A 20043-nucleotide genomic window follows, 5' to 3' on the forward strand; every position below is an offset into this window, starting at 1 on the left:
CCCAAGTTCATGCAGAATATTTTTTATGCCCCGTTGTTATAGGGCACAAAATCCTAGCGCAAGGGCCATTGCGGGACGACGCGGTTGGCCCTAACGCGGTTCCGCTATGCACTCTTATCCCACGCCCGCTCTGATCCAGGTCAAAACGCTGACCCAGGTCGCCGAATCCTCGCCTTCCCGCGCCATGGCCTTTCAGGGCGCGCCGGGCTGCAATTCGCACCGCGCGGCGCTGGATTTCGACCCTGAGTGCGCGCCCTTGCCCTGTTTCAGCTTCGAGGATGCGCTCGATGCGGTGAAGGAAGGCCGTGCCGATCGCGCGATCATCCCCATCGAGAACAGCCAGCATGGCCGCGTGGCCGATATGCATTTTCTACTGCCCGAAAGCGGCCTGTCGATCGTGGGTGAGCATTTCATCGGCATCCACCCCAGCCTGATGGCGCTGCCGGGCGCCAAGGGCCCCTTCACGGCGGCCTATTCGCATCCGCAGGCGCTGGGCCAGTCGCGCCATTATCTGCGTGAGCGCGGCATCACGCCGATGAGCTACGCCGATACGGCGGGCGCGGCGGCCTATGTGAAGGAAATGGGCGATCCCGAGGCGGCGGCCATCGCCCCCCCGCTGGCCGCCGAACTCTATGGCCTCGACATCATCGAGAACAATGTCGAGGACGCGCCCGACAACACCACGCGCTTTGTGGTGCTGGCCCGCGCCCCGCTCGATCCGGTCAGCCTCAAGGGTCAGGTGGCGATGACCACCATGATCTTCGAGGTGCGCAACATCCCCGCCGCGCTCTACAAGGCGCTGGGCGGCTTCGCGACCAATGGCGTCAACATGACCAAGCTGGAAAGCTATCAGAAGGGCGCCAGCTTCTCGGCCACCATGTTCTATGCCGATATTGTCGGCGCGCCCGGTGATGTGGGTGTGGACCATGCGCTGGAAGAACTGGCCTTCCACTGCAAGGAACTGCGCATTCTGGGGACTTACGCTCAGGCGCGTGAGCGCGGCTGAACGCTCCTGGCATAAGGCGATGTCCTTGGTCTGATCGGGCAACGACTTGATCGTGCCAAGAAAAACCGGCACACAGGTTTTCAGCGATGCCCCGGCCTCCCGGCTGTGTGGTCGGTTTGCAGGGGACTGGGCAGGGTTTTGGCGGGCGAGGCGGCAGTCGATCCGGCACAGGCGTCCGGGGCCCATCAGGCCACGCTGGAGCACTGGCAGCAGTTGCGCGCCGGCCATGATCTGCAATTTGCCCCGCCTCCGCCATGGCAGCCCGACCCGCCGCCCGCCTGGCTGGGTGAGCTGGGCAGGCAGTTGGCGACTCTCTTCAAGCCTCTGGCGCGGCTGTTCGGCGGCGCATGGCCCTGGGTGGAAAAGCTGCTGATCGCCTTGCTGGTGCTGGGCGCGGCGTGGCTGCTCTGGACCCTGCTGTCGCCGCTGCTCAAGGCGCGCCGCCGCCCGAAGGTTGCGGATGATGAGGCCTCCGGCTGGACTCCCGCCAGCGAAGAGGCCGTCGCCCTGCTGCGCGATGCCGAGAGACTGGCCGCCGCCGGGGACTTCGACGGCGCCACCCATCTGCTGCTCCGCCGCAGCGTTCAGCAACTGGCCAGTGCGCGGCCCGGTCTGGTCCATCCGGCCAGCACCGCGCGCGAGATCGCCGGGATGAGCGTGCTGCCCGATGCCGCCCGCACCGCCTTTGGCACCATCGCTTCGCGGGTGGAGGCGAGCCGCTATGCGCTGCGTCCGCTGGCGCAGGGTGACTGGCTGGCTGCGCGCGATGCCTATGCCGCCTTCGCCCGCCTGCCCTTTGCCGAAAGTGTCGGGGTATGAACCCGCGCGCTTTCTCGCCGCGCGCCGTGGTCGTGTTGGTGCTGGCCGGAGTTGCGATGTTCGCCGCGCTGCTGTGGCAGGTGGGCGGAGGCGTCGCCGCCACGCGCAGCGACAATGGCGGCGCCCATGCGGCGGGCACCGGGCTCAACGGTTTTGCCGGTCTCAGCCATCTGCTTCAGGGCGAGGGCTATGCCGTCACCTTGGGCCGCAGCGAGGCGGACTGGCACAGCCCCGGCGTGCTGGTGCTGACCCCCGAGGTCTATGCCGATGGCGAGAAGCTGACCAAGGCCGTCAATGAGCATCGCCGCGTCGGCCCGGTGGTGGTGATCGCCCCCAAATGGCAGACCATGCCGGTCGACACCCGTCAGCCCGGCCTGCGCCGGGGCTGGGTGCGGGTGATCGGCACGGAGCTGCCGCAATGGAAGGGCTTTCTCGACGATGTGACCGTCAACACGCGCGGCTTTGGTACCGGGGCGCGGCGGGTGGCGACCTCGCTGCCGGTGCCCGCGCCGGTGCTGCCCGATGCGATGGTGGTGGAAGTCGGCGGCGGCGCGCGGCTGAGGCCCTTTGCGCGGGCGCAGGGCCAGGTGCTGGCGGCGCGCTATGATGAAACCATCCCCCTCACCACCGATGACGAGGATGAGGGCGAGCCGGAGGCCGAGCATCTGCTGTTTCTGGTCTTCGAGCCCGATCTGCTCGACAATTACGGCCTGTCGCATGCGGACAATGCGATCTGGGCGGCGGAGTTCTTTCGCCGCATCGGCGAGCCTCAGGGGCGGATCACCTTCGATGTCACCTTCAACGGTCTGGGCCGCCAGCCCAATCTGCTGACGCTGGCCTTTATGCCGCCCTATCTGGCCGCCACGCTGGTGCTGGGTCTGGCGGTGCTGGCGGCCATGTGGCGCGGGCTGCTGCGCTTTGGCCCCACGCTTCAGGAAGGGCGCGCCATCGCGCTGGGCAAGGCCAGCCTGCTGGGCAATGCCGCCGCGCTGATCCGCCGCGCCCGCCGTTTCCATGTGCTGGGGGCGCCCTATGCGGATGCCTCACGCGCAAGGCTGGCCCGCGCCTTGTCGCTGCCGCGCCAGATGAAGGCGGAGGCGGTGGATGCCGCCATCGACCGGGCGCTGGCCGCGCGCCGCGCCTCGGGGCTTGTGTCGCCCGATTTTGGGCCCGAACAAAGCTTCACCTCAGCCGCCGCGCAACTGGCGCGCGCGCAGGGCGAGGGCGAGATTCTCGCTCTGGCCCGCACCCTGCATGCCATCGAGAGGATTGTGATCCCATGAGCGACTTGAGCACCGCCCTCAGTTTGACCGACGTGGCCCGTCTGGCGCAGGCCCTGCGTGAGCAGATCGGCAAGGCGGTGGTGGGCCAGCGCGCGGTGGTCGATCATCTGCTGGTGGCGCTGTTTGCGCGGGGGCATGTGCTGCTGGAGGGCCCTCCCGGCACCGCGAAAACCTTTCTGGCGCAGAGTTTTGCCACCGCGCTGGGGCTCGATTTCGGGCGCATCCAGTTCACGCCGGACCTGATGCCGGGCGATATTCTGGGTTCGAACCTGTTCAACTTCCAGACCAGCACTTTTACCCTGACGCGCGGGCCGATCTTCTGCGAGGTGCTGCTGGCCGACGAAATCAACCGCACCCCGCCCAAGACCCAGGCCGCCCTGCTCGAAGCCATGCAGGAGCGCCGGGTGACTCTGGACGGCGCGGCCCATCCGCTGCCCGAGAGCTTTATGGTGGTGGCCACGCAAAATCCCATCGAGCAGCAGGGCGTCTATCCGCTGCCCGAGGCGCAGCTCGACCGCTTCCTCTTCAAGCTGCGCGTCGATTACCCCGGCGAGGCCGAGGAGCTGGCGATCCTCACCCGCTTCGGCCAGCAGAGCGGCCCGCCCGATCCGCGCGCGCAGGGCGTCCATCCCGTCACCGACGCCGCCACCTTGGCCGCCGCCACGCGCGCCGTGGCGCAGGTGACTCTGGCCGAGCCAGTGGCGGCCTATATCGTGCGCTTGCTGCGCGCCACGCGCGACAGCGCCGATCTGGCTTGTGGTGCCTCCCCCCGTGCGGGCGTGCTGCTGGCGCATGCCTCGCGCGCTCGCGCCGCGCTGGAGGGCCGCGACTATGTGCTGCCCGACGATGTGAAGGCGCTGGCCCCCGCCGTGCTGCGCCACCGCCTGCTGCTCAGCCCCGCCGCCGAGATCGAGGGCAAGACCGCCGAAGCGCTGGTCGACGAGCTGATCGACCGCACCGAGGCGCCGCGCTGATCCTGATGCGCTGGCTTTCCGCCTTGCTGGCCCGCCTGAAGCCGGATCAGGCGCCGGTGCCGACCGCCCGCGCGGTGCTGGCGCTGGTGGTGCTGGCCGGCATCGGGCTGGGCATTGCGGTGATGGTGCCCGATGGCTGGATCGTCGGGCCGTCACTGGGCGTGGTGCTGCTGGCGCTGGTGCTGGTCGATGCTGCGCTGGCAGGCGGGCTGGGCGAGGTGGCGCTGACGGCCCCGGTCGAGGTGGAGGTCGGCGCCAGGGCTCATCTGATCATCCGAGCCGGGCTTTCCTCCCGCGCTGGCCATGCCGAGGCCGCTGTGGCGCTCGACCCGCGTCTGGCGCCGGGCGGTGTGGTGGCGCTGCCGCTGGCACGCAAGGGCGAGGCTCACGAGGGCGATGCCACCATCACGCCCGACCGTCGCGGGCCAGGGCAGATCGATGCGGTGTGGCTGCGCTGGCAGGGACCTTTGGGGCTGGGCGCGCGGCAGGCAAAGCGCGATCTCGACAGGCCCTTGCGGGTCAATCCCAATCTGGCGCTGCTGCGTTCGCGCGGGGTGCAGGCCACTCTGCGCGATGCCGATATCGGCCTTGTCGCCCGCCGTATGCATGGCGATGGCACGATGTTCGAGGCGTTGTCCGACTATCACCCCGGCATGGACCGGCGGCGGATCGACTGGAAGGCCTCGGCCCGCCACGCCCATCTCTACGCCAAGGAGTATGAGGCCGAGCGCAACAACCGCATCGTCTTCGCGGTGGATTGCGGTCAGGCGATGTGCGAGCCGGTGGCGGGCCTGGCGCGGCTCGACCGGGCGATTTCCGTGGCGCTGGCGGCGGGCTGGGTGGCGCTGAAAGGGGGCGATCTGGTCTCGCTCTTCGGTTTTGCCAGCCGGGTGCTGCTTTCCACGCCCTTTGTCACCGATGCCAGCGGGTTTGGGCGGTTGCAGTCGGCGGCGGCCTTGCTCGATTACGAAACGCGTGAGCCGAATTTCACGCTGGCGCTGGCGACCTTGGCGCAGCAGTTGCAGCGCCGCTCGCTGATCGTGGTCTTCTCCGATTTCACGGACCCCACCAGCGCGCAATTGATGGTCGAGAGCATCGGGCGACTGGTGGCCCGCCATCGCGTGATCTTCGTCACCATGCTGGACGAGGAGCTGGAAACCCTCGCCCGTGCCGAGCCCGAGGCGACTCAGGATATCGCTCTGGCCGTGGGGGCCGGGCAATTGCTGCGCCAGCGCGCGCTGGTGACGGCGAAATTGCGGCAATTGGGTGTCGATGTGATCGAGGCGCCGCATGACAAGCTCGGGCTCAGCCTGATCGATGCCTATCTCTCGATCCGGCAGGCGGGGGGAATCGGATGACCGACTGGATCGATGCCGTCAAAGCCCGGCTGGGCCGTGGCGCTCCGGCGGAAGAGGGCGCCATCCGTGCCGCCTCGCTGCGCTCCGACCGCTTCCGGCAGGAGCGGGAGGAGGACTGGAAACGCCTCGACGCCATCGTGCTGCGGCTGGAGCAGGGGCGTATCCGCCGCCTCTCCGACGAGGATCTGCTGGAGCTGCCGGTGCTCTATCGCGGGCTGGTCTCGTCCCTGTCGATCGCGCGTGAGACCTCGCTCGACATGGCCACGGTGCAATGGCTGGAGGCGCTGGCGCAGCGCGCGTGGTTCCAGCTCCATGGCGCGCGGCAGGGCTTTGGCGGCTGGCTGAAGAGCTTCTTCACCGGCGGGTGGAGCCGGGCGGTGCGCTCGATGGGGCTGGATCTGTGGATCGCCTTTGGCGTGCTGGTGGTGGGCACGGTGCTGGGCTGGCTGCTGGTGGCGCATGATCCGCAATGGTATGGCGCGCTGATGGGCGGGGCGGGCGACGTGCGCGTGCCCGGCGCCAGCCGCGAGGTGCTGCGCGGCACGCTGTTCGGCACGCAGGACCAGAACGGGCTGGGCGCCTTTGCCGCCTATCTCTTCGGGCATAATGCGCAGATCTCGATCCTGTGCTTCGCGCTGGGCTTTGCCTTCGGCGTGCCCACGCTGATGCTGCTGGTGCAGAATGCCGGCATGCTGGGCGCGATGCTCTGGCTGTTCCACGGGCAGGGCTTGACGCTGGAGGTGGTCGGCTGGCTCTCGATCCATGGCACCACGGAATTGTTCGCCATCACGCTGGCGGGCGCGGCGGGGCTGCATATCGGGCGGGCGGTGGCCTTTCCCGGGCAGCGCGGCGCGATGGCGGCGGCGGCCGAGGCCGGATGCCGCGCTGCCGTGGTGATGGTGGGCGTGGTGCTGATGCTGGTGGTGGCCGGGTTGCTGGAAGGCTTTGCCCGCCAGTTGATTCAGGACACGATGCGCCGCCTGAGCGTGGGCGGGGGGATGCTGGGGTTCTGGCTGCTCTATTTCTTCGCCTATGGGCGCAAACGCCATGGCTGACCTGCGCCGCAACGACCCGCGCCGTCGCACCCTGATCACGCCCGAGGGGCTGATGGTGCCTTTCACCCTCGCCTCGCGGGGCAGTCGGGTGGGGGCGCTGCTGATCGATCTGCTCTGCATGGTCGCTTCGCTGATTCTGGCCGCCGTGGCCATCGGCTACACCGCTGGAGGGCTGCGCGACATCGACCGGCATCTGCGTGGCGCCTCGGCGCAGGACCATGCGATGCAGGCGCTGTTCGCGCTGTGGATCATCGTCGGCTTCCTGATCCGCAACGCCTGGTTCATGGCCTTCGAGCTGGGCCCGCGCGGCGCCACGCCGGGCAAGCGCCTGCTGCGCATCCGTATCGCCGCGCGCGACGGCGCCCGTCTGACGCCCGAGCGGGTGATCGCCCGCAACCTGCTGCGCGACATCGAAATCTTCCTGCCGCTGACCATGCTGGCCAGCAGCATGGGCGAGGGCGACAGCACCGGCTGGCTGGCCACCGGCTGGTTTTTGCTCTTCGCGCTGTTTCCGCTGTTCAACCGCGACCGGCTGCGGGCGGGCGATCTTATTGCCGGGACCTGGGTGGTCGAGCGCCCTCGCAAGCCGCTCGCCCGCGCCATGACCGAGCACAGCGCCGAAACCCCTCAGGCGGCCTATCGCTTCCGCGATGCCGATCTGGCGGCCTATGGCGAGTATGAGCTGCAGCGGCTGGAAGAGGTGCTGCGCCTGCGCAAAGTCGACCAGATGGTGCTGGTGGCGACGGCCATCTGCGAGAAGATCGGCTGGCATGTGCCCCATGGCCCGGATGTCGGCCCCTTTCTCGATGCCTATTACGCCCAGCTTCGCGAAAGGCTGGAAGGCGGCATGCGCATGGGCCGCCGCAAGGCCGACAAGCATGGATGACAGGCCAATGTGCTGACGCATATTGGCAGAGCGGCACCGGCCCTCTCCCCCGCCCGGCCACCCATAGGGTACTGGCGTTGGATGTCCGGGCGGGGCAGAGGGCCGGTGCGCGATGTCGAGGCAACATCTGATCGCGAAACGCCGCCCTGCACCATCGCCGACATTTGCGGCGGCGCCCTGATGCGCTATAGGGCGGGCAAACGAGGGGCACCCTCCAGCCCTCCAACAAGGACCGTTCATGTCTTCAGTGCGTCCCTGGCGTGATATCGCGCGCCGTCAAAGCCGTCAGATCATGGTGGGCAAGCTGCCCGTGGGCGGTGACGCTCCGATCTCGGTGCAGACCATGACCAACACGCTCACCTCCGACGCCAAGGCGACGATCGACCAGATCCGCCGCTGCGAGGAGGCTGGCGCCGACATCATCCGCGTTTCCTGCCCCGATGTGGAAAGCACCGCGGCCTTCAAGCAGATCGCCCGCGCCGCCCGTGTGCCGCTGGTCGCCGACATCCACTTCCACTACAAGCGCGCGCTTGAGGCCGCCGACGCCGGCGCCGCATGCCTGCGCATCAACCCCGGCAACATCGGCGGCAGCGACCGCGTGGCCGAAGTGGTGCGCGCCGCGAAGGCCAATGGCTGCGCCATCCGCATTGGCGTGAACGCCGGGTCGCTGGAGAAGGACCTGCTGGAGAAATACGGCGAGCCTTGCCCCGAGGCGCTGGTCGAATCGGCGCTGGACCATATCAAGCTGCTGCAGGACCATGACTTCCACGAATACAAGGTGGCCGTGAAGGCCTCCGACGTGTTCCTGGCGGTCTCGGCCTATATGGCGCTGGCCGATGCGGTGGACTGCCCGCTGCATCTGGGCATCACCGAGGCCGGCGGCCTGATCGGCGGCACCGTGAAGAGCGCCATCGGCATGGGTAATCTGCTCTGGGCCGGTATCGGCGACACCATCCGCGTTTCGCTCTCGGCCGAGCCCGAGGAAGAGGTGCGCGTCGGTTACGAGATCCTGAAATCGCTGGGCCTGCGCACGCGCGGCGTCCGCGTGGTGTCGTGCCCGTCCTGCGCGCGTCAGGGCTTTGACGTGATCCGCACCGTGGCCGCGCTGGAGCAGCGCCTGTCGCATATCAAGACGCCGATCTCGCTCTCGGTGCTGGGCTGCGTGGTGAACGGGCCGGGCGAGGCGCGCGAGACCGACATCGGCCTGACCGGCGGCGGCAACGGCAAGCATATGGTCTATCTGTCGGGCGTGACCGACCATGTGATCAACAGCGAGTCCATGCTGGACCATATCGTTGAGCTGGTCGAGGCGAAGGCTGCCGAGATGGATGCCGCCGAGGCTGCCAAGGAAGCTGAAGCAGCCGAGTAAGGTTAAAGGGAAGGTGCGAGGGGATTATCCCCTCGCGCTCCCGTTTTTTGTCGGCGTCGCGCATCGGGTTCGGCCTGGGCGCCAAGGTTGCCGCGCCGCAGGCTTTAAACAACAGATGGCGTCGAGGCATTCCTGCCTGCGGCGCCCTTTTTGTTGCGCAGGTGGAGAGTTTGAGCGCTCCATTTCGGCGCCACCACCCTATCGCCGGAAGACGTTATGGGAGCGCGAGGGGGTAACCCCCTCGCTTTTTCCTCCCTTCTCCCTGTAACTTTCCATGATTCCCTAACCCTTTGCCTTTAGCCACAAGGCTCATGATCCGCCTTGTTCGCCTCACCATCGGCCTTGTCCTGATCCTGTTCGGTCTGGCGCAGGTCATGATGCGCCACAGCCCTCCCGCAGCGCAGGCCGAGGTGCCCGAGGCTGCCTCGGCCGAAGTCGCGGCGGCGGAGCCTTACAACCCCTGGGGCATCAACCGCACACCGCCCGGCGCCAGCCATCCGGTCGAGCCCAAGGTGCTGACCCGCGATGCCTCGCGGCAGTTCCATGTCGATCTGCTGGTCAACGGGCGCAGCACGCGCTTTCTGGTTGATACGGGCGCCGATCTGGTGGCGCTGACGCCGCAGACCGCGCAGGAGCTGGGGCTGAATGTGAATGCGGGCGATTACCGCCCCATTCTGCGCACCGCGTCGGGCACGGGGATGGGGGCGCAGGTGCTGCTGGACAGTGTGGAGCTGGTGGGGCACCGCATGGATCATCAGCCTGCCGTGGTGGCGCAGGGCCTGAGCGAGAATCTGCTGGGCCAGTCGGTGCTGCGCCAGGCAGTGCGGCTGGAGCTGAACGGCGACACGATGGTGCTGATGCCCAAATGACTGCTTGTGGGCGGCGGTGCGCTTTGCCAAGGCAGGGGCATGAGCATTGCCATCCGTTCCGCCCGTCCCGACGATCTGCCGCTGATCTGTGCCTTTATCCGTGAGTTGGCCGAGTATGAGAAACTGGCCGATGCGGTGCGTTTCGATGAGGATGTGCTGCGTGGTTACCTGTTTGGCCCGCGCCCCATGGCCGAGGTGCTGATCGGCGAGGTTGACGGCGATGCCCAAGGCTTTGCGCTGTTTTTCCATAATTTTTCGACCTTCGAGGGGCGGCCGGGTATCTATCTGGAAGATCTCTATGTGCGCCCGACGGCGCGCGGGGCCGGGCTGGGCAAGGCGTTGCTGACGCGGCTCGCGGCGCTGGCGGTGGAGCGCGATTGCGCGCGACTCGAGTGGTCGGTGCTGGACTGGAATGAGCCTGCGATCGGATTTTATCGCTCGCTTGGGGCGATTCCTCAGGAACAATGGACCGTTATGCGCGTTAATGGTTCCGCTTTGTCTCAACTCGCCGCAGGCCAGAGCGCTTCCGCCGAAAGGGCATAGCCAATTGGATAAACCATCCGCATGGATGACGACCATGACGGGATCGCTGAATCGTAGAAACCTGCTGATTGGCGGGTTATGGACTGGTGTGGCTCTGGCAACGCCCATGCGTTTGCTGGCCCATGCCCACAAGACCTCCACCGCCCACGGCGCTGGGCAGGCTGGAGCGTCGCATCTGATGCAGGCCGGGCCGGGCTTCGAAAGCATGGCCCCCAGCGCCAGCATGCCGGCAACGGCCAGCCCGCTGACGCCCTATGAGCGTCAGGTGGTCACCATCGCGCAGCAGCAGATCAGCCGCCTTTCAGGCGTGATCTGGAAGCGCGATCTGGTGGCGGTGGCCGATTTCGCCCGCCCCTCCAACCTGCCGCGCCTGCACTTCGTGAACGTGGAAAACGGCACGCTGCGCTCCGAACTGGTGGCGCATGGCCGCGGTTCCGACCCGCAGCACGACGGCTGGCTCAAGCATTTCTCGAACACGGTGAACTCCGAGGCGACCTCGCGCGGGGCCTATCTCACCGCCTCGATCTATGATGGTAAATACGGACCCTCGATCCGCCTGCGCGGGCTCGATGCCGACAATTCCAATGCGCTGGAGCGCGCCATCGTGATGCATCCGGCATGGTATGCCGCGCCCGATATGCTGACGAAATATGGCAAGCTGGGCCGCTCGGAAGGCTGCTTCGCCATGGACCCGCAGCAGTTCAACAAGGCGCTGACCCATCTTGCGGCGGGGCGTCTGCTCTATGCTGACCGGATTTCCGAAGCCTGATTTGGTGAATCGGCAGGATTAAGAAAAGTAGCGGGATTGAAAAGGATAAGTGCGAGGGGATTATCCCCTCGCGCTCCCATTATTGTCCACGTTGCGCATCGGGTTCGGCCCAAGGGCTAGGGTCGCCGCGCCGCAGGCTTTGAAACGAGAAAGGCGCCGGGCATTCTTGCCTGCGGCGCCATTTTGTTGCGCTGGTGGAGAGTTCGCGCACCACGATGCGGAACCACTGCCTTATCGTCGGAAGACGTCATGGGAGCGCGAGGGGGTAACCCCCTCGCATCTATCTTCCTAAACCTTCAAGCCCCCTTACAAAGGATCATCCGCCACGATCACTTCCTGCGTGCTCACCCGCTGCGTGGTGTGCAGCGCGCGCGGTCCACGGAAGCTCGCCAGCACGGGCGCGTCGCGGGTGTAGATGTCCTTGAAGGTGGTCATCTGGCCGTCCACGTTCAGGCCCATGGTGGTGTAGGTCAAATAGACAGGCGTGGCCTGCTTCATCACCACGCGCTTGTACTTCAGCGAGTGGTAGAGTTCCGAGGCCTCATCCTGAGTCATGTCGCCGCGCAGCATGGCGATGGTCATGCCCAGCTTCAGCGCGTCCTGCGTGCGGATGCAGCCGTGAGAATAGGCGCGCACGGGGGTTTCGAACAGCGCCTTGGCGGGGGTGTCGTGCAGATAGATGGCATGCGGGTTGGGCATGTCGATCTTCATGCGGCCCAGCGAGTTCTTGTCGCCCGGCTGCTGCACCACGGTGACGACGCCATTCTCGGCCTTGGTCACCTTGTAGCCCTGGCGCGCGGCGGAGGCCGGGTTGGCCAGCAGCTTGGCGCCCAGATTTTCGCCCTTCACGATGGACTGCGGCACGGTCCAGGTGGGGTTGAACACCACGGCCTGCACCTTTTCGGCGAGCTGAGGCGTGGCGGTGCGGCCCGGCTTGCCGACGACGGTGCGATAGCTCTTGATGATCTTGCCGCCCACGTTGAAGCGCAGCATGTATTCCGGGATGTTGGTCAGCAGATAGACCTGCCCGAGGTCGCGCGGCAGCCAGCGCCAGCGGTCCATATTGATGCGGATCATGTCGCGGCGGGCCTTGTCGGCGCGGGGCGTGGCTGCCAGCGCATCCTTCAGCGCGGCATAGTCGGCATAGGTCGGGTCGAGCCCGGCCAGCACGCCCGCCACATCATGCGTGGCCAGCGCGGTTTCGAGCAGCTCATGGGTGGGGTGGGCATCGACATCGGTGTCGACGGCGAACCACTGGATGCGGCTGTCCATCGGGGTGCGGCCGTCGCGCAGGTCTTCGGCCAGCCAGTCGAAGGTGCGGCTGGCGGCTTCGTCCAGCGCGGGGCCGGCGCCGGCGGTGATGGCGGCGGCCAGCACCTCGGGCTTGTAGTCGCCGGGGAACAGGCCTTCGGTGTCGATGGTCTTGACCACGGCCAGCAGGGCCTGGGCGTCAGCCAGCGTCCAGACGCGCACCGGCTGTTCGGCGGGGACGATGGTGGTGGTGGTGACGGTGTGCGAGCCCGGCGCACCCGGTGTGATCACCGGCGGCGGGGTGACCGGTGCGGTGGTGGGCTGGGCGTCGATATAGGGCGCGGTCGAGGGCGTGGCCTTGGGCGTCACGGGCTTTGCGGGCGAGGCCTGAGGCGTGGGGGTGGCGCGGGTGACAGGCTGCATCGATGCCGGCAGGATCGAGGTCGGCGGCGGAGTCCGGGGCTTGGGCTTCGGGGTGGGGGTGGCCGTGGGGGTCGGCGTGGGTGAGGGTGGGGGTGAGGCCTGCAACCCGCTGTAGCCACCCGGCGGAATGGCCAGCGCAGCGCCGGGCATCAGCAGTGCCGCGCTGCCCAGCCACAGGCCCAGCCGCTTGCGCCTGCCGACGGCAGCGCTGATCGAGCCCGGCGTCAGGCGGTCGTGCGGTTGGTTGGCCATGTCCGTATCGTATCCCTGTCTTCAATCCCATCCGGCACGGCAATAGTTGCCCAGATGCTGGGAAGCTGCGCCGGATGCTTTGCCCTTTTCAACGCCCCGCATCAAGCATTGTGCCTTGCAACTTGCTGAATTGCCCGCTCGGGCATCGTTCATCTTGGGCTTTTATCTTTGGCCTTGATCCTGGGCCGGGGGTGACGCGGGTGCCGACACGCGATAGGGCCCGGCGCATGACGCGCCCTCACCACCTTGCGCCTGTGCTGGCCGCTGCCGCTGGCATTGCCACCTTTGCCATCATGGATGCGCTGATGAAGGGCGCGTCGATGGCGGTGGGGGTGTTCACCGCGCTGCTGTGGCGCAATGTGCTTGGCGCCATGCTGACTCTGGCGGCATGGTGGGCGGCCGAGCGCCTGAAGGGGCGGCGGATCGTCTGGCCGGAGCGGGCGATGCTGCTGGTGCATGCCGTGCGTGCCGCGCTGGTCTGCGCCATGGCCAGCCTGTTCTTCTGGGGGCTGGTGCGCACGCCGATGGCGGTGGGCATGGGCCTGTCCTTCATCGCGCCGCTGATCGCGCTCTATCTCTCGGCGCTGTTTCTGGGCGAGCCGATCACCCGGCGGGCGCTGGGCGCCTCGCTGATCGCGCTGCTCGGCGTGGGTGTGGTGGCGGCCGGGCGGCTGAACGAGGGGCTGGCCGATTCGCTGGAGTCGCGGCTGGGGCTGGGGGCGATCCTGACCTCGGCGGTGCTCTATGCGGGCAATCTGGTGCTGCAGCGCCATCAGGCGCAGCGGGCCGGGCCGGGGGAGATCGCCTTTTTTCAAGGGCTGTTCATCGCTTTGTACATGCTGCCGCTGTCGCCCTGGCTGGGGATGATGCCGGGGCGTGGAGCCTTCGATGGCTATGCGGCGGCGCTGGTGGTGGGCGCCGGGGTGCTGGCCTCCTTGTCGCTGGCGCTGCTGGGCTGGGGCTGGGCGCGGGCCGAGGCGCATCGGCTTTTGCCGGTCGAATACAGTGCTTTCGTCTGGTCCGCGCTGATGGGATATCTGTGGTTCCATGAGGGGCTGAGCCCATGGACTCTGGGCGGTGTGGCGCTGATCGTGGCGGGCGTCTGGGTTGGCACGGCGCGCGGCGGGCCGCGGGCGCAGGCCGATCAGGAAGGATTGCCGGGCGAATTGGCAGGGTGAAGGCGGCTTTTTCCTGCTTGAATTGCTGTTGAAAATCAGTATCAAAAATAAGCAGTCGTACCGGCAAATTTTACCGGCCACCCTACCTTCGGCACACTTGACGACTCCGCTGCAAGCGCGCAGGGGCTTCCCAACATCAATGCACCTTTTCCGCAAAGCAGCATGGCGCGGACGGGATTGATCCCCGAAGCGCGGCGCCCCTTTGCGGTCTGGTGACAGCCGAGGGAAAGACGCCGCATGACTCAGGTCGGACAGGACTCTCTGAAAACCCGCAGCACTCTGAATGTTGCCGGTCGCGAGGTGGCATATTATTCGCTGAAGAAGGCCGCAAGCCACATCGGCGATGTCAGCCGTCTGCCTTTCAGCATGAAGGTGCTGCTGGAAAATCTGCTTCGCTTCGAGGATGGCGGCTTCACCGTCTCCACCGCCGACATCCAGGCGGTGTCCGACTGGCAGAAGAACCCCAGCGCCTCGGACAATGAGATCCAGTACCGCCCGGCGCGCGTGCTGCTTCAGGACTTCACCGGCGTGCCCTGCGTGGTCGATCTGGCCGCGATGCGCGACGCCATCGCCAAGCTGGGCGGCGACACCAGCAAGATCAACCCGCTGGTCCCCGTCAACCTCGTCATCGACCACTCGGTGATGGTGGACGAATTCGGTCACCCCAAGGCCTTCGAAGAGAACGTCGAGATCGAATATCACCGCAACATGGAGCGTTACGACTTCCTGAAGTGGGGCTCCAAGTCGCTCAACAATTTCTATGCCGTGCCCCCCGGCACCGGCATCTGCCACCAGGTCAACCTTGAGAACATCGCCCAGACGGTGTGGACCAGCAAGGATCAGGATGGCGTGACGATCGCCTATCCCGACACCTGCGTCGGCACCGACAGCCACACCACCATGGTCAATGGCCTGGGCGTGCTGGGTTGGGGCGTGGGCGGCATCGAGGCCGAGGCCGCGATGCTGGGTCAGCCCGTCTCGATGCTGATCCCCGAAGTGGTCGGCTTCAAGTTCACCGGCACGCTGTCGGAAGGCGTCACCGCCACCGACCTCGTGCTGACCGCCACCAACATGCTGCGCAAGCATGGCGTGGTGGGCCGTTTCGTCGAATACTTCGGTCCCGGCCTTGCCGGCCTGACGCTGGCCGACCGCGCCACGCTGGCCAACATGGCCCCCGAGTATGGCGCGACCTGCGGCTTCTTCGGCATCGACGACAAGACGCTCGACTACATGCGCCTGACCGGTCGTGAGGAAGACCAGATCGCTCTGGTCGAAGCCTATGCCAAGGAGCAGGGCTTCTGGATCGACCCCGCTGTCGAGCCGATCTTCTCGAGCACGCTTGAACTGGACCTGTCGACTGTCGTGCCCTCGCTCGCCGGTCCCAAGCGCCCGCAGGACCGCGTGTCGCTGCCCGACGTGGACGATGTGTTCAACGCCGACATGGCCAACGTCTACAAGAAGGCCCAGACCCGCGTTGCGGTCGAAGGCAAGGACTTCACCATCGGCGACGGCGACGTCACCATCGCAGCCATCACCAGCTGCACCAACACCAGCAACCCCTCGGTTCTGGTCGCCGCCGGTCTGGTCGCCAAGAAGGCCGATGAGCTGGGCCTGAAGCCCAAGCCCTGGGTCAAGACCTCGCTGGCCCCCGGTTCGCAGGTCGTCACCGACTATCTGGAGCGTGCCGGTCTTCAGTCGCACCTCGACAACATCGGCTTCAACCTGGTGGGTTACGGTTGCACCACCTGCATCGGCAACTCGGGCCCTCTGGCCGAGCCGATCAGCAAGGCGATCAACGAGAACGGTCTGGTTGCCGCCGCCGTCATCTCGGGCAACCGCAACTTCGAGGGCCGCGTCTCGCCCGACGTGCGCGCCAACTTCCTGGCCAGCCCGCCGCTGGTCGTCGCCTATGCCCTGAAGGGCACGGTGATCGAGGACTTCACCACCACCCCGATCGGCCAGTCGACCGAGGGCAAGGACGTGTACCTCAAGGACATCTGGCCGACCAATGACGAGGTCTACACCGTCATGACCGGCTGCATGGACCGTGCCATGTTCCAGGCCCGCTATGCCGACGTCTACAAGGGCGACAAGCACTGGCAGGCGATCAACGTCACCGGCTCGGAAACCTATGGCTGGCGCGCCGGTTCGACCTATGTCGCCAACCCGCCCTATTTCGAGGGCATGACGATGACCCCGGCCCCCGTGACCGACATCATCGAGGCCAAGCCGCTGCTGATCCTGGGCGATTCGATCACCACCGATCACATCAGCCCCGCCGGCAACATCAAGGCCGACAGCCCCGCCGGTGAATGGTTGCAGGCCCATCAGGTCGCCAAGGCCGACTTCAACAGCTACGGCGCGCGCCGTGGCCACCATGAAGTCATGATGCGCGGCACCTTCGCCAACATCCGCATCAAGAACGAGATGGTCCCCGGCATCGAGGGCGGCTTCTCGCGCTATGGTACGGAAACCGGCGCGGTCTACGACGTCGCCCAGAAGCACAAGGCCGATGGCACGCCGCTGATCGTGATCGCGGGCAAGGAATATGGCACTGGCTCGTCGCGTGACTGGGCCGCCAAGGGCACCAACCTGCTGGGCGTGCGCGTGGTCATCGTCGAGAGCTTCGAGCGTATTCACCGCTCGAACCTGGTCGGCATGGGCGTGCTGCCGCTGCAGTTCAAGGATGGCGACACCCGCCAGAGCCTGGGCCTGACCGGCGACGACAGCTTCACCATCGAGGGCCTGGCCTCCATCAAGCCGCGTCAGGACGTGGTGGTGACCGTGAAGCGCCCCGACGGCACCAGCTTCACCTTCACCGCGCTGTGCCGCATCGATACCGCCAATGAAGTGGAATACTTCAACAACGGCGGCATCCTGCACTATGTGCTGCGCAAGCTGGCCGCCTGATCCTTCCGATCACGCTGACAATCAGGAGGGCGTCCCCGCAAGGGGGCGCCCTTTTGTTATGGGCGGGGATTATTCGGCGTGATCCGGGCCGTCGCCATAAGCCTTCATCAGGCTGCGCAGATAGAAGGCCCAGACGATCGCGGCGGCGGGCAGATAGAGGATCAATGCGTGTGGGTCATAGCGCTGGCCCCAGTCGCGCCACGGGCCCGTCGTTGCGGCCGAGGCCAGCCAGGCTAGCGTGACGGTCAGGCTGGCGCGCAGCAGGGGGCGCAGGCGGCGGAAGGCCACCATCTCGATCAGCCATGTCAGGATCATCACCGTCAGCAGGGTGCGGATGGCGAGGCCCGCATAGGTGTAGAGATCTGCGTCGGTCATAGTGTGTCCTGAAATCTGTCGGGGCGGGGCCGGTGATGGCCTTGTGGTTGCGATCAGATTTACAGGCGATGAGGCGGGGGATTGCAATCCTCTCGCCCCGTGCGACGGGCCGGCTTGCCCGTGGTGTCCGGCAGGGACCGGGGGTGTAACCCGGTCCCTGCCTCGGATGGTTAGACTTGCGCGGTCAGCGCGGGCACGGCCTCGAACAGATCGGCGACAAGGCCAACATCGGCGATCTGGAAGATCGGCGCGTCCTCGTCCTTGTTGATGGCGATGATGGTCTTGGAATCCTTCATCCCCGCCAGATGCTGGATCGCCCCGGAAATGCCGACAGCGATATAGACATCGGGCGCGACGATCTTGCCGGTCTGCCCGACCTGGCAGTCATTGGGGGCATAGCCCGCATCCACCGCCGCGCGGCTGGCGCCCACGGCGGCGCCGAGCTTGTCGGCCAGTGGGAGGAGCAGGGACTGGAAGGTGGCTTCGTCCTTCAGTGCCCGTCCGCCCGATAGCACCACGCGGGCGCTGGTCAGTTCGGGCCGCTCGGACACGGCCAGATCGGCGCCGACAAAGCTGGACAGGCCCGGATTGCCCGCCGCCGCGACGGTTTCGATGGAAGCGCTGCCGCCCTGCGTTTCGGCCTTGGCGAAAGCGGTGCCGCGCACGGTGATCACCAGCCTGGCGTCGCTGCTTTCCACCGTGGCGATGGCGTTGCCGGCATAGATCGGGCGGGTGAAGGTCTTGGGACCCTCTACGCTCAGGATCTCGGAAATTTGCGCCACATCGAGCAGGGCCGCCACGCGCGGCGCGATGTTCTTGGCGCCCGAGGTCGCAGTGGCGACAAAGGCGTCGTGGGTCTCCATCAGGCTCACCACCAGCGGCGCGACATTTTCAGCCAGCCCATGGGCATAGGCGGCATCATCGGCCACCAACACCCTGGCCACGCCCGCCACCTGAGCGGCAGCCTGCGCCACAGTATCGACGCCCGCGCCAGCCACCAGCAGATGCACCTCGCCCAATTGCGCGGCGGCGGTCACGGCATGCAGCGTGGCCTCTTTCAGCGCGGCATGGTCATGTTCGGCCCAGACAAGGATCTGTCCCATCATGCTGCTCCCAGTTCCTTGAGTTTGGCCACCAGCGCATCGACATCGGCCACCTTGACCCCGCCCGTGCGCGGCGCAGGTTCGGTAACGCCCAGAACGGTGAGGCGCGGCGCGACATCCACCCCGAAATCCTCGGGAGTCCTGTTCGCCACCGGCTTGGAGCGCGCCTTCATGATGTTGGGCAGGCTGGCAAAGCGCGGTTCGTTCAGGCGCAGATCGGTGGTGACGATGGCGGGCAGGGCCAGCTTCACCGTCTCCAGACCGCCATCGACCTCGCGGGTGACGGTGGCGTGATCGCCATCGATCTCGACCTTGCTGGCGAAGGTGCCTTGCGGGCGGCCCAGCAGCGCGGCGAGCATCTGACCGGTCTGATTGCTGTCATCATCGATGGCCTGCTTGCCCAGAATGACCAGCGCGGGCCCTTCCTTCAGAGCGACGCCCTTCAGGATCTTGGCGACGGCCAGCGGCTCGACCTCGGCATCGGTCTGCACTAGAATGGCCCGGTCCGCGCCCATCGCCAGCGCGGTGCGCAGCGTGTCGAGCGCCTTGGCCGGGCCAACCGAGACCGCGATCACCTCACTGGCCACACCCTTTTCCTTCAGGCGGACGGCCTCCTCGACGGCGATTTCGTCGAAGGGGTTCATGCTCATCTTGACGTTGGCCAGATCCACGCCCGATCCGTCGATTTTCACGCGCGGCTTCACATTGTAGTCAAGCACGCGCTTGACCGGCACAAGGATCTTCATCTGCGGTCCTCTGGTGTTCAGTTCGGTGCGATCAGTCGACGCCGTGATGGTTCGTCAATCGACGAAAGCGCGCTCGATCACATAATGGCCCATCTTGGCGTTGGAGCCTTCCTCGAAACCGGCCCCGTCCAGCATATGGGCGAAATCGCGGATCATCTCGGTGCTGCCGCAGAGCATCACGCGGTCGGTTTCCGGGTCCAGCTTGGGCGCGCCCATCAGCGGCGGGGCGAACAGGCTGCCATCGTCGATCATCGCCTGAATGCGCCCGGTGTTGCGGAAGGGCTCGCGCGTGACGGTGGGCACATAATGGAACTGCAGCAGCGCCTGATCGGCCACCAGCGGATCGGCGGCAAGCTGCGCCATCAGCTCGTCATGATAGGCCAGATCGCTGACCCGGCGCACGGAGTGCACCAGCACGATCTGCGAGAAACGGTCATAGACCTCCGGATCGCGCACCAGGCTGAGGAAGGGCGCCAGCCCCGTGCCGGTGGAGAAGAGGAACAGGCGGCTGCCCGGCAGCAGCGCATCGCACACCAGCGTGCCGGTGGGCTTGCGCGAGAGATAGACCTGATCGCCCGCGCGAATGGTCTGCAGCCGCGAGGTCAGCGGGCCGTCGGGCACCTTGATCGAGAGGAACTCCAGCTCCTCGGCATAGTCCGGGCTGGCGATCGAATAGGCGCGCATCAGCGGGCGCGGCCCGTTGTCCAGCCCGACCATGACAAATTCGCCCGAACGGAAGCGCAAGGAGGCGGGCCGCTCGATGGCGAAGCTGAAGAGGTGCTCGTTCCAGTGGCGCACCCAGCGCACGGTGCTGGTGTGAAAACCACTGTGTTCGGGAAGCAGGCGGGGTTCGAGGGTCTGGACAGTCATGCGG

18 protein-coding genes are annotated in these 20043 nt (G+C 66.6%); 13 read left to right on the top strand and 5 right to left on the bottom strand.

Annotation, left to right across the window (positions count from 1 at the left end):
• The first annotated feature begins 106 nt into the window (after nt 1-106).
• The 11 genes from ABDW49_RS01595 to ABDW49_RS01645 all read left to right on the top strand — a co-directional run bounded on the left by ABDW49_RS01595 (nt 107) and on the right by ABDW49_RS01645 (nt 10931).
• A complete protein-coding gene (locus tag ABDW49_RS01595; protein ID WP_343609196.1) occupies nt 107-1006 on the top strand; it encodes a prephenate dehydratase in 900 nt (299 codons plus the stop codon).
• 138 nt (nt 1007-1144) lie between these two features.
• On the top strand, nt 1145-1825 hold the full coding sequence (locus ABDW49_RS01600; RefSeq protein WP_343609198.1) for a hypothetical protein: 681 nt from the start codon (nt 1145-1147) through the stop codon (nt 1823-1825).
• Nucleotides 1822-3108: a DUF4350 domain-containing protein gene (locus ABDW49_RS01605; protein ID WP_343609200.1), complete on the top strand. Its 1287-nt coding sequence runs from the start codon at nt 1822-1824 to the stop codon at nt 3106-3108. Before ABDW49_RS01600 ends, ABDW49_RS01605 begins: the two co-directional genes overlap by 4 nt.
• Entirely contained in the window at nt 3105-4082 is a 978-nt protein-coding gene (locus ABDW49_RS01610; protein ID WP_343609202.1) for a MoxR family ATPase, read from the top strand. The genes ABDW49_RS01605 and ABDW49_RS01610 overlap by 4 nt, the downstream gene beginning before the upstream one ends.
• Before the next feature lie 5 nt (nt 4083-4087).
• Nucleotides 4088-5440 carry a DUF58 domain-containing protein gene (locus ABDW49_RS01615; RefSeq protein WP_343609204.1) on the top strand — a complete coding sequence of 451 codons (1353 nt, stop codon included), beginning with the start codon at nt 4088-4090 and terminating at the stop codon, nt 5438-5440.
• Nucleotides 5437-6495 carry a stage II sporulation protein M gene (locus ABDW49_RS01620; protein WP_343609206.1) on the top strand — a complete coding sequence of 353 codons (1059 nt, stop codon included), beginning with the start codon at nt 5437-5439 and terminating at the stop codon, nt 6493-6495. The genes ABDW49_RS01615 and ABDW49_RS01620 overlap by 4 nt, the downstream gene beginning before the upstream one ends.
• A complete protein-coding gene (locus ABDW49_RS01625) occupies nt 6488-7381 on the top strand; it encodes an RDD family protein (protein WP_343609208.1) in 894 nt (297 codons plus the stop codon). Before ABDW49_RS01620 ends, ABDW49_RS01625 begins: the two co-directional genes overlap by 8 nt.
• 238 nt (nt 7382-7619) lie before the next feature.
• Complete coding sequence (ispG, locus tag ABDW49_RS01630) at nt 7620-8750, top strand: flavodoxin-dependent (E)-4-hydroxy-3-methylbut-2-enyl-diphosphate synthase (protein ID WP_343609210.1); 1131 nt, start codon at nt 7620-7622, stop codon at nt 8748-8750.
• A 311-nt stretch (nt 8751-9061) separates the two neighbouring features.
• Nucleotides 9062-9619, top strand: coding sequence for a TIGR02281 family clan AA aspartic protease (locus ABDW49_RS01635; protein WP_343609212.1), 558 nt, complete (start codon nt 9062-9064; stop codon nt 9617-9619).
• Nucleotides 9620-9658: 39 nt separating this feature from the next.
• Entirely contained in the window at nt 9659-10162 is a 504-nt protein-coding gene (locus tag ABDW49_RS01640; protein WP_343609215.1) for a GNAT family N-acetyltransferase, read from the top strand.
• A 34-nt stretch (nt 10163-10196) separates the two neighbouring features.
• Nucleotides 10197-10931, top strand: coding sequence for a murein L,D-transpeptidase catalytic domain-containing protein (locus tag ABDW49_RS01645; protein ID WP_343609217.1), 735 nt, complete (start codon nt 10197-10199; stop codon nt 10929-10931).
• 306 nt (nt 10932-11237) lie between these two features.
• On the opposite strand, the gene ABDW49_RS01650 is transcribed toward ABDW49_RS01645, so the two are convergent.
• Nucleotides 11238-12857 carry a L,D-transpeptidase family protein gene (locus tag ABDW49_RS01650; protein WP_343609219.1) on the bottom strand — a complete coding sequence of 540 codons (1620 nt, stop codon included), beginning with the start codon at nt 12855-12857 and terminating at the stop codon, nt 11238-11240.
• A gap of 227 nt (nt 12858-13084) precedes the next feature.
• Here ABDW49_RS01650 and ABDW49_RS01655 point away from each other — a divergent pair, with 227 nt between their 5' ends.
• Nucleotides 13085-14035 carry a DMT family transporter gene (locus ABDW49_RS01655; RefSeq protein ID WP_343609221.1) on the top strand — a complete coding sequence of 317 codons (951 nt, stop codon included), beginning with the start codon at nt 13085-13087 and terminating at the stop codon, nt 14033-14035.
• Nucleotides 14036-14272: 237 nt separating this feature from the next.
• Entirely contained in the window at nt 14273-16945 is a 2673-nt protein-coding gene (gene acnA, locus ABDW49_RS01660; protein WP_343609223.1) for an aconitate hydratase AcnA, read from the top strand.
• Nucleotides 16946-17014: 69 nt separating this feature from the next.
• Here the strand turns inward: acnA and ABDW49_RS01665 are convergent, their stop codons facing one another.
• From ABDW49_RS01665 to ABDW49_RS01680, 4 genes are all read right to left on the bottom strand, one after another.
• Complete coding sequence (locus ABDW49_RS01665) at nt 17015-17320, bottom strand: hypothetical protein (RefSeq protein ID WP_343609225.1); 306 nt, start codon at nt 17318-17320, stop codon at nt 17015-17017.
• A gap of 170 nt (nt 17321-17490) precedes the next feature.
• Nucleotides 17491-18423, bottom strand: a complete 933-nt coding sequence (locus tag ABDW49_RS01670) for an FAD-binding protein (protein ID WP_343614081.1) — start codon at nt 18421-18423, stop codon at nt 17491-17493.
• Nucleotides 18423-19169, bottom strand: coding sequence for an electron transfer flavoprotein subunit beta/FixA family protein (locus ABDW49_RS01675; RefSeq protein WP_343609227.1), 747 nt, complete (start codon nt 19167-19169; stop codon nt 18423-18425). The genes ABDW49_RS01670 and ABDW49_RS01675 overlap by 1 nt, the downstream gene beginning before the upstream one ends.
• A 54-nt stretch (nt 19170-19223) precedes the next feature.
• Nucleotides 19224-20039, bottom strand: a complete 816-nt coding sequence (locus tag ABDW49_RS01680) for a ferredoxin--NADP reductase (RefSeq protein ID WP_343609229.1) — start codon at nt 20037-20039, stop codon at nt 19224-19226.
• Between the last annotated feature and the right edge of the window lie 4 nt (nt 20040-20043).

The sequence above is a fragment of the Novosphingobium sp. genome (assembly GCF_039595395.1).
Classification (GTDB): Bacteria; Pseudomonadota; Alphaproteobacteria; order Sphingomonadales; family Sphingomonadaceae; genus Novosphingobium.

Coding starts and splice junctions, on each gene's coding strand:
- ABDW49_RS01655 (WP_343609221.1), top strand. CDS start 13,085: ATGACGCGCCCTCACCACCTTGCGCCTGTGCTGGCCGCTGCCGCTGGC.
- ABDW49_RS01620 (WP_343609206.1), top strand. CDS start 5,437: ATGACCGACTGGATCGATGCCGTCAAAGCCCGGCTGGGCCGTGGCGCT.
- ABDW49_RS01595 (WP_343609196.1), top strand. CDS start 107: ATGCACTCTTATCCCACGCCCGCTCTGATCCAGGTCAAAACGCTGACC.
- ABDW49_RS01650 (WP_343609219.1), bottom strand. CDS start 12,857: ATGGCCAACCAACCGCACGACCGCCTGACGCCGGGCTCGATCAGCGCT.
- ABDW49_RS01605 (WP_343609200.1), top strand. CDS start 1,822: ATGAACCCGCGCGCTTTCTCGCCGCGCGCCGTGGTCGTGTTGGTGCTG.
- ABDW49_RS01665 (WP_343609225.1), bottom strand. CDS start 17,320: ATGACCGACGCAGATCTCTACACCTATGCGGGCCTCGCCATCCGCACC.
- ABDW49_RS01640 (WP_343609215.1), top strand. CDS start 9,659: ATGAGCATTGCCATCCGTTCCGCCCGTCCCGACGATCTGCCGCTGATC.
- ispG (WP_343609210.1), top strand. CDS start 7,620: ATGTCTTCAGTGCGTCCCTGGCGTGATATCGCGCGCCGTCAAAGCCGT.
- acnA (WP_343609223.1), top strand. CDS start 14,273: ATGACTCAGGTCGGACAGGACTCTCTGAAAACCCGCAGCACTCTGAAT.
- ABDW49_RS01680 (WP_343609229.1), bottom strand. CDS start 20,039: ATGACTGTCCAGACCCTCGAACCCCGCCTGCTTCCCGAACACAGTGGT.
- ABDW49_RS01645 (WP_343609217.1), top strand. CDS start 10,197: ATGACGGGATCGCTGAATCGTAGAAACCTGCTGATTGGCGGGTTATGG.
- ABDW49_RS01610 (WP_343609202.1), top strand. CDS start 3,105: ATGAGCGACTTGAGCACCGCCCTCAGTTTGACCGACGTGGCCCGTCTG.
- ABDW49_RS01615 (WP_343609204.1), top strand. CDS start 4,088: ATGCGCTGGCTTTCCGCCTTGCTGGCCCGCCTGAAGCCGGATCAGGCG.
- ABDW49_RS01675 (WP_343609227.1), bottom strand. CDS start 19,169: ATGAAGATCCTTGTGCCGGTCAAGCGCGTGCTTGACTACAATGTGAAG.
- ABDW49_RS01670 (WP_343614081.1), bottom strand. CDS start 18,423: ATGGGACAGATCCTTGTCTGGGCCGAACATGACCATGCCGCGCTGAAA.
- ABDW49_RS01635 (WP_343609212.1), top strand. CDS start 9,062: ATGATCCGCCTTGTTCGCCTCACCATCGGCCTTGTCCTGATCCTGTTC.
- ABDW49_RS01625 (WP_343609208.1), top strand. CDS start 6,488: ATGGCTGACCTGCGCCGCAACGACCCGCGCCGTCGCACCCTGATCACG.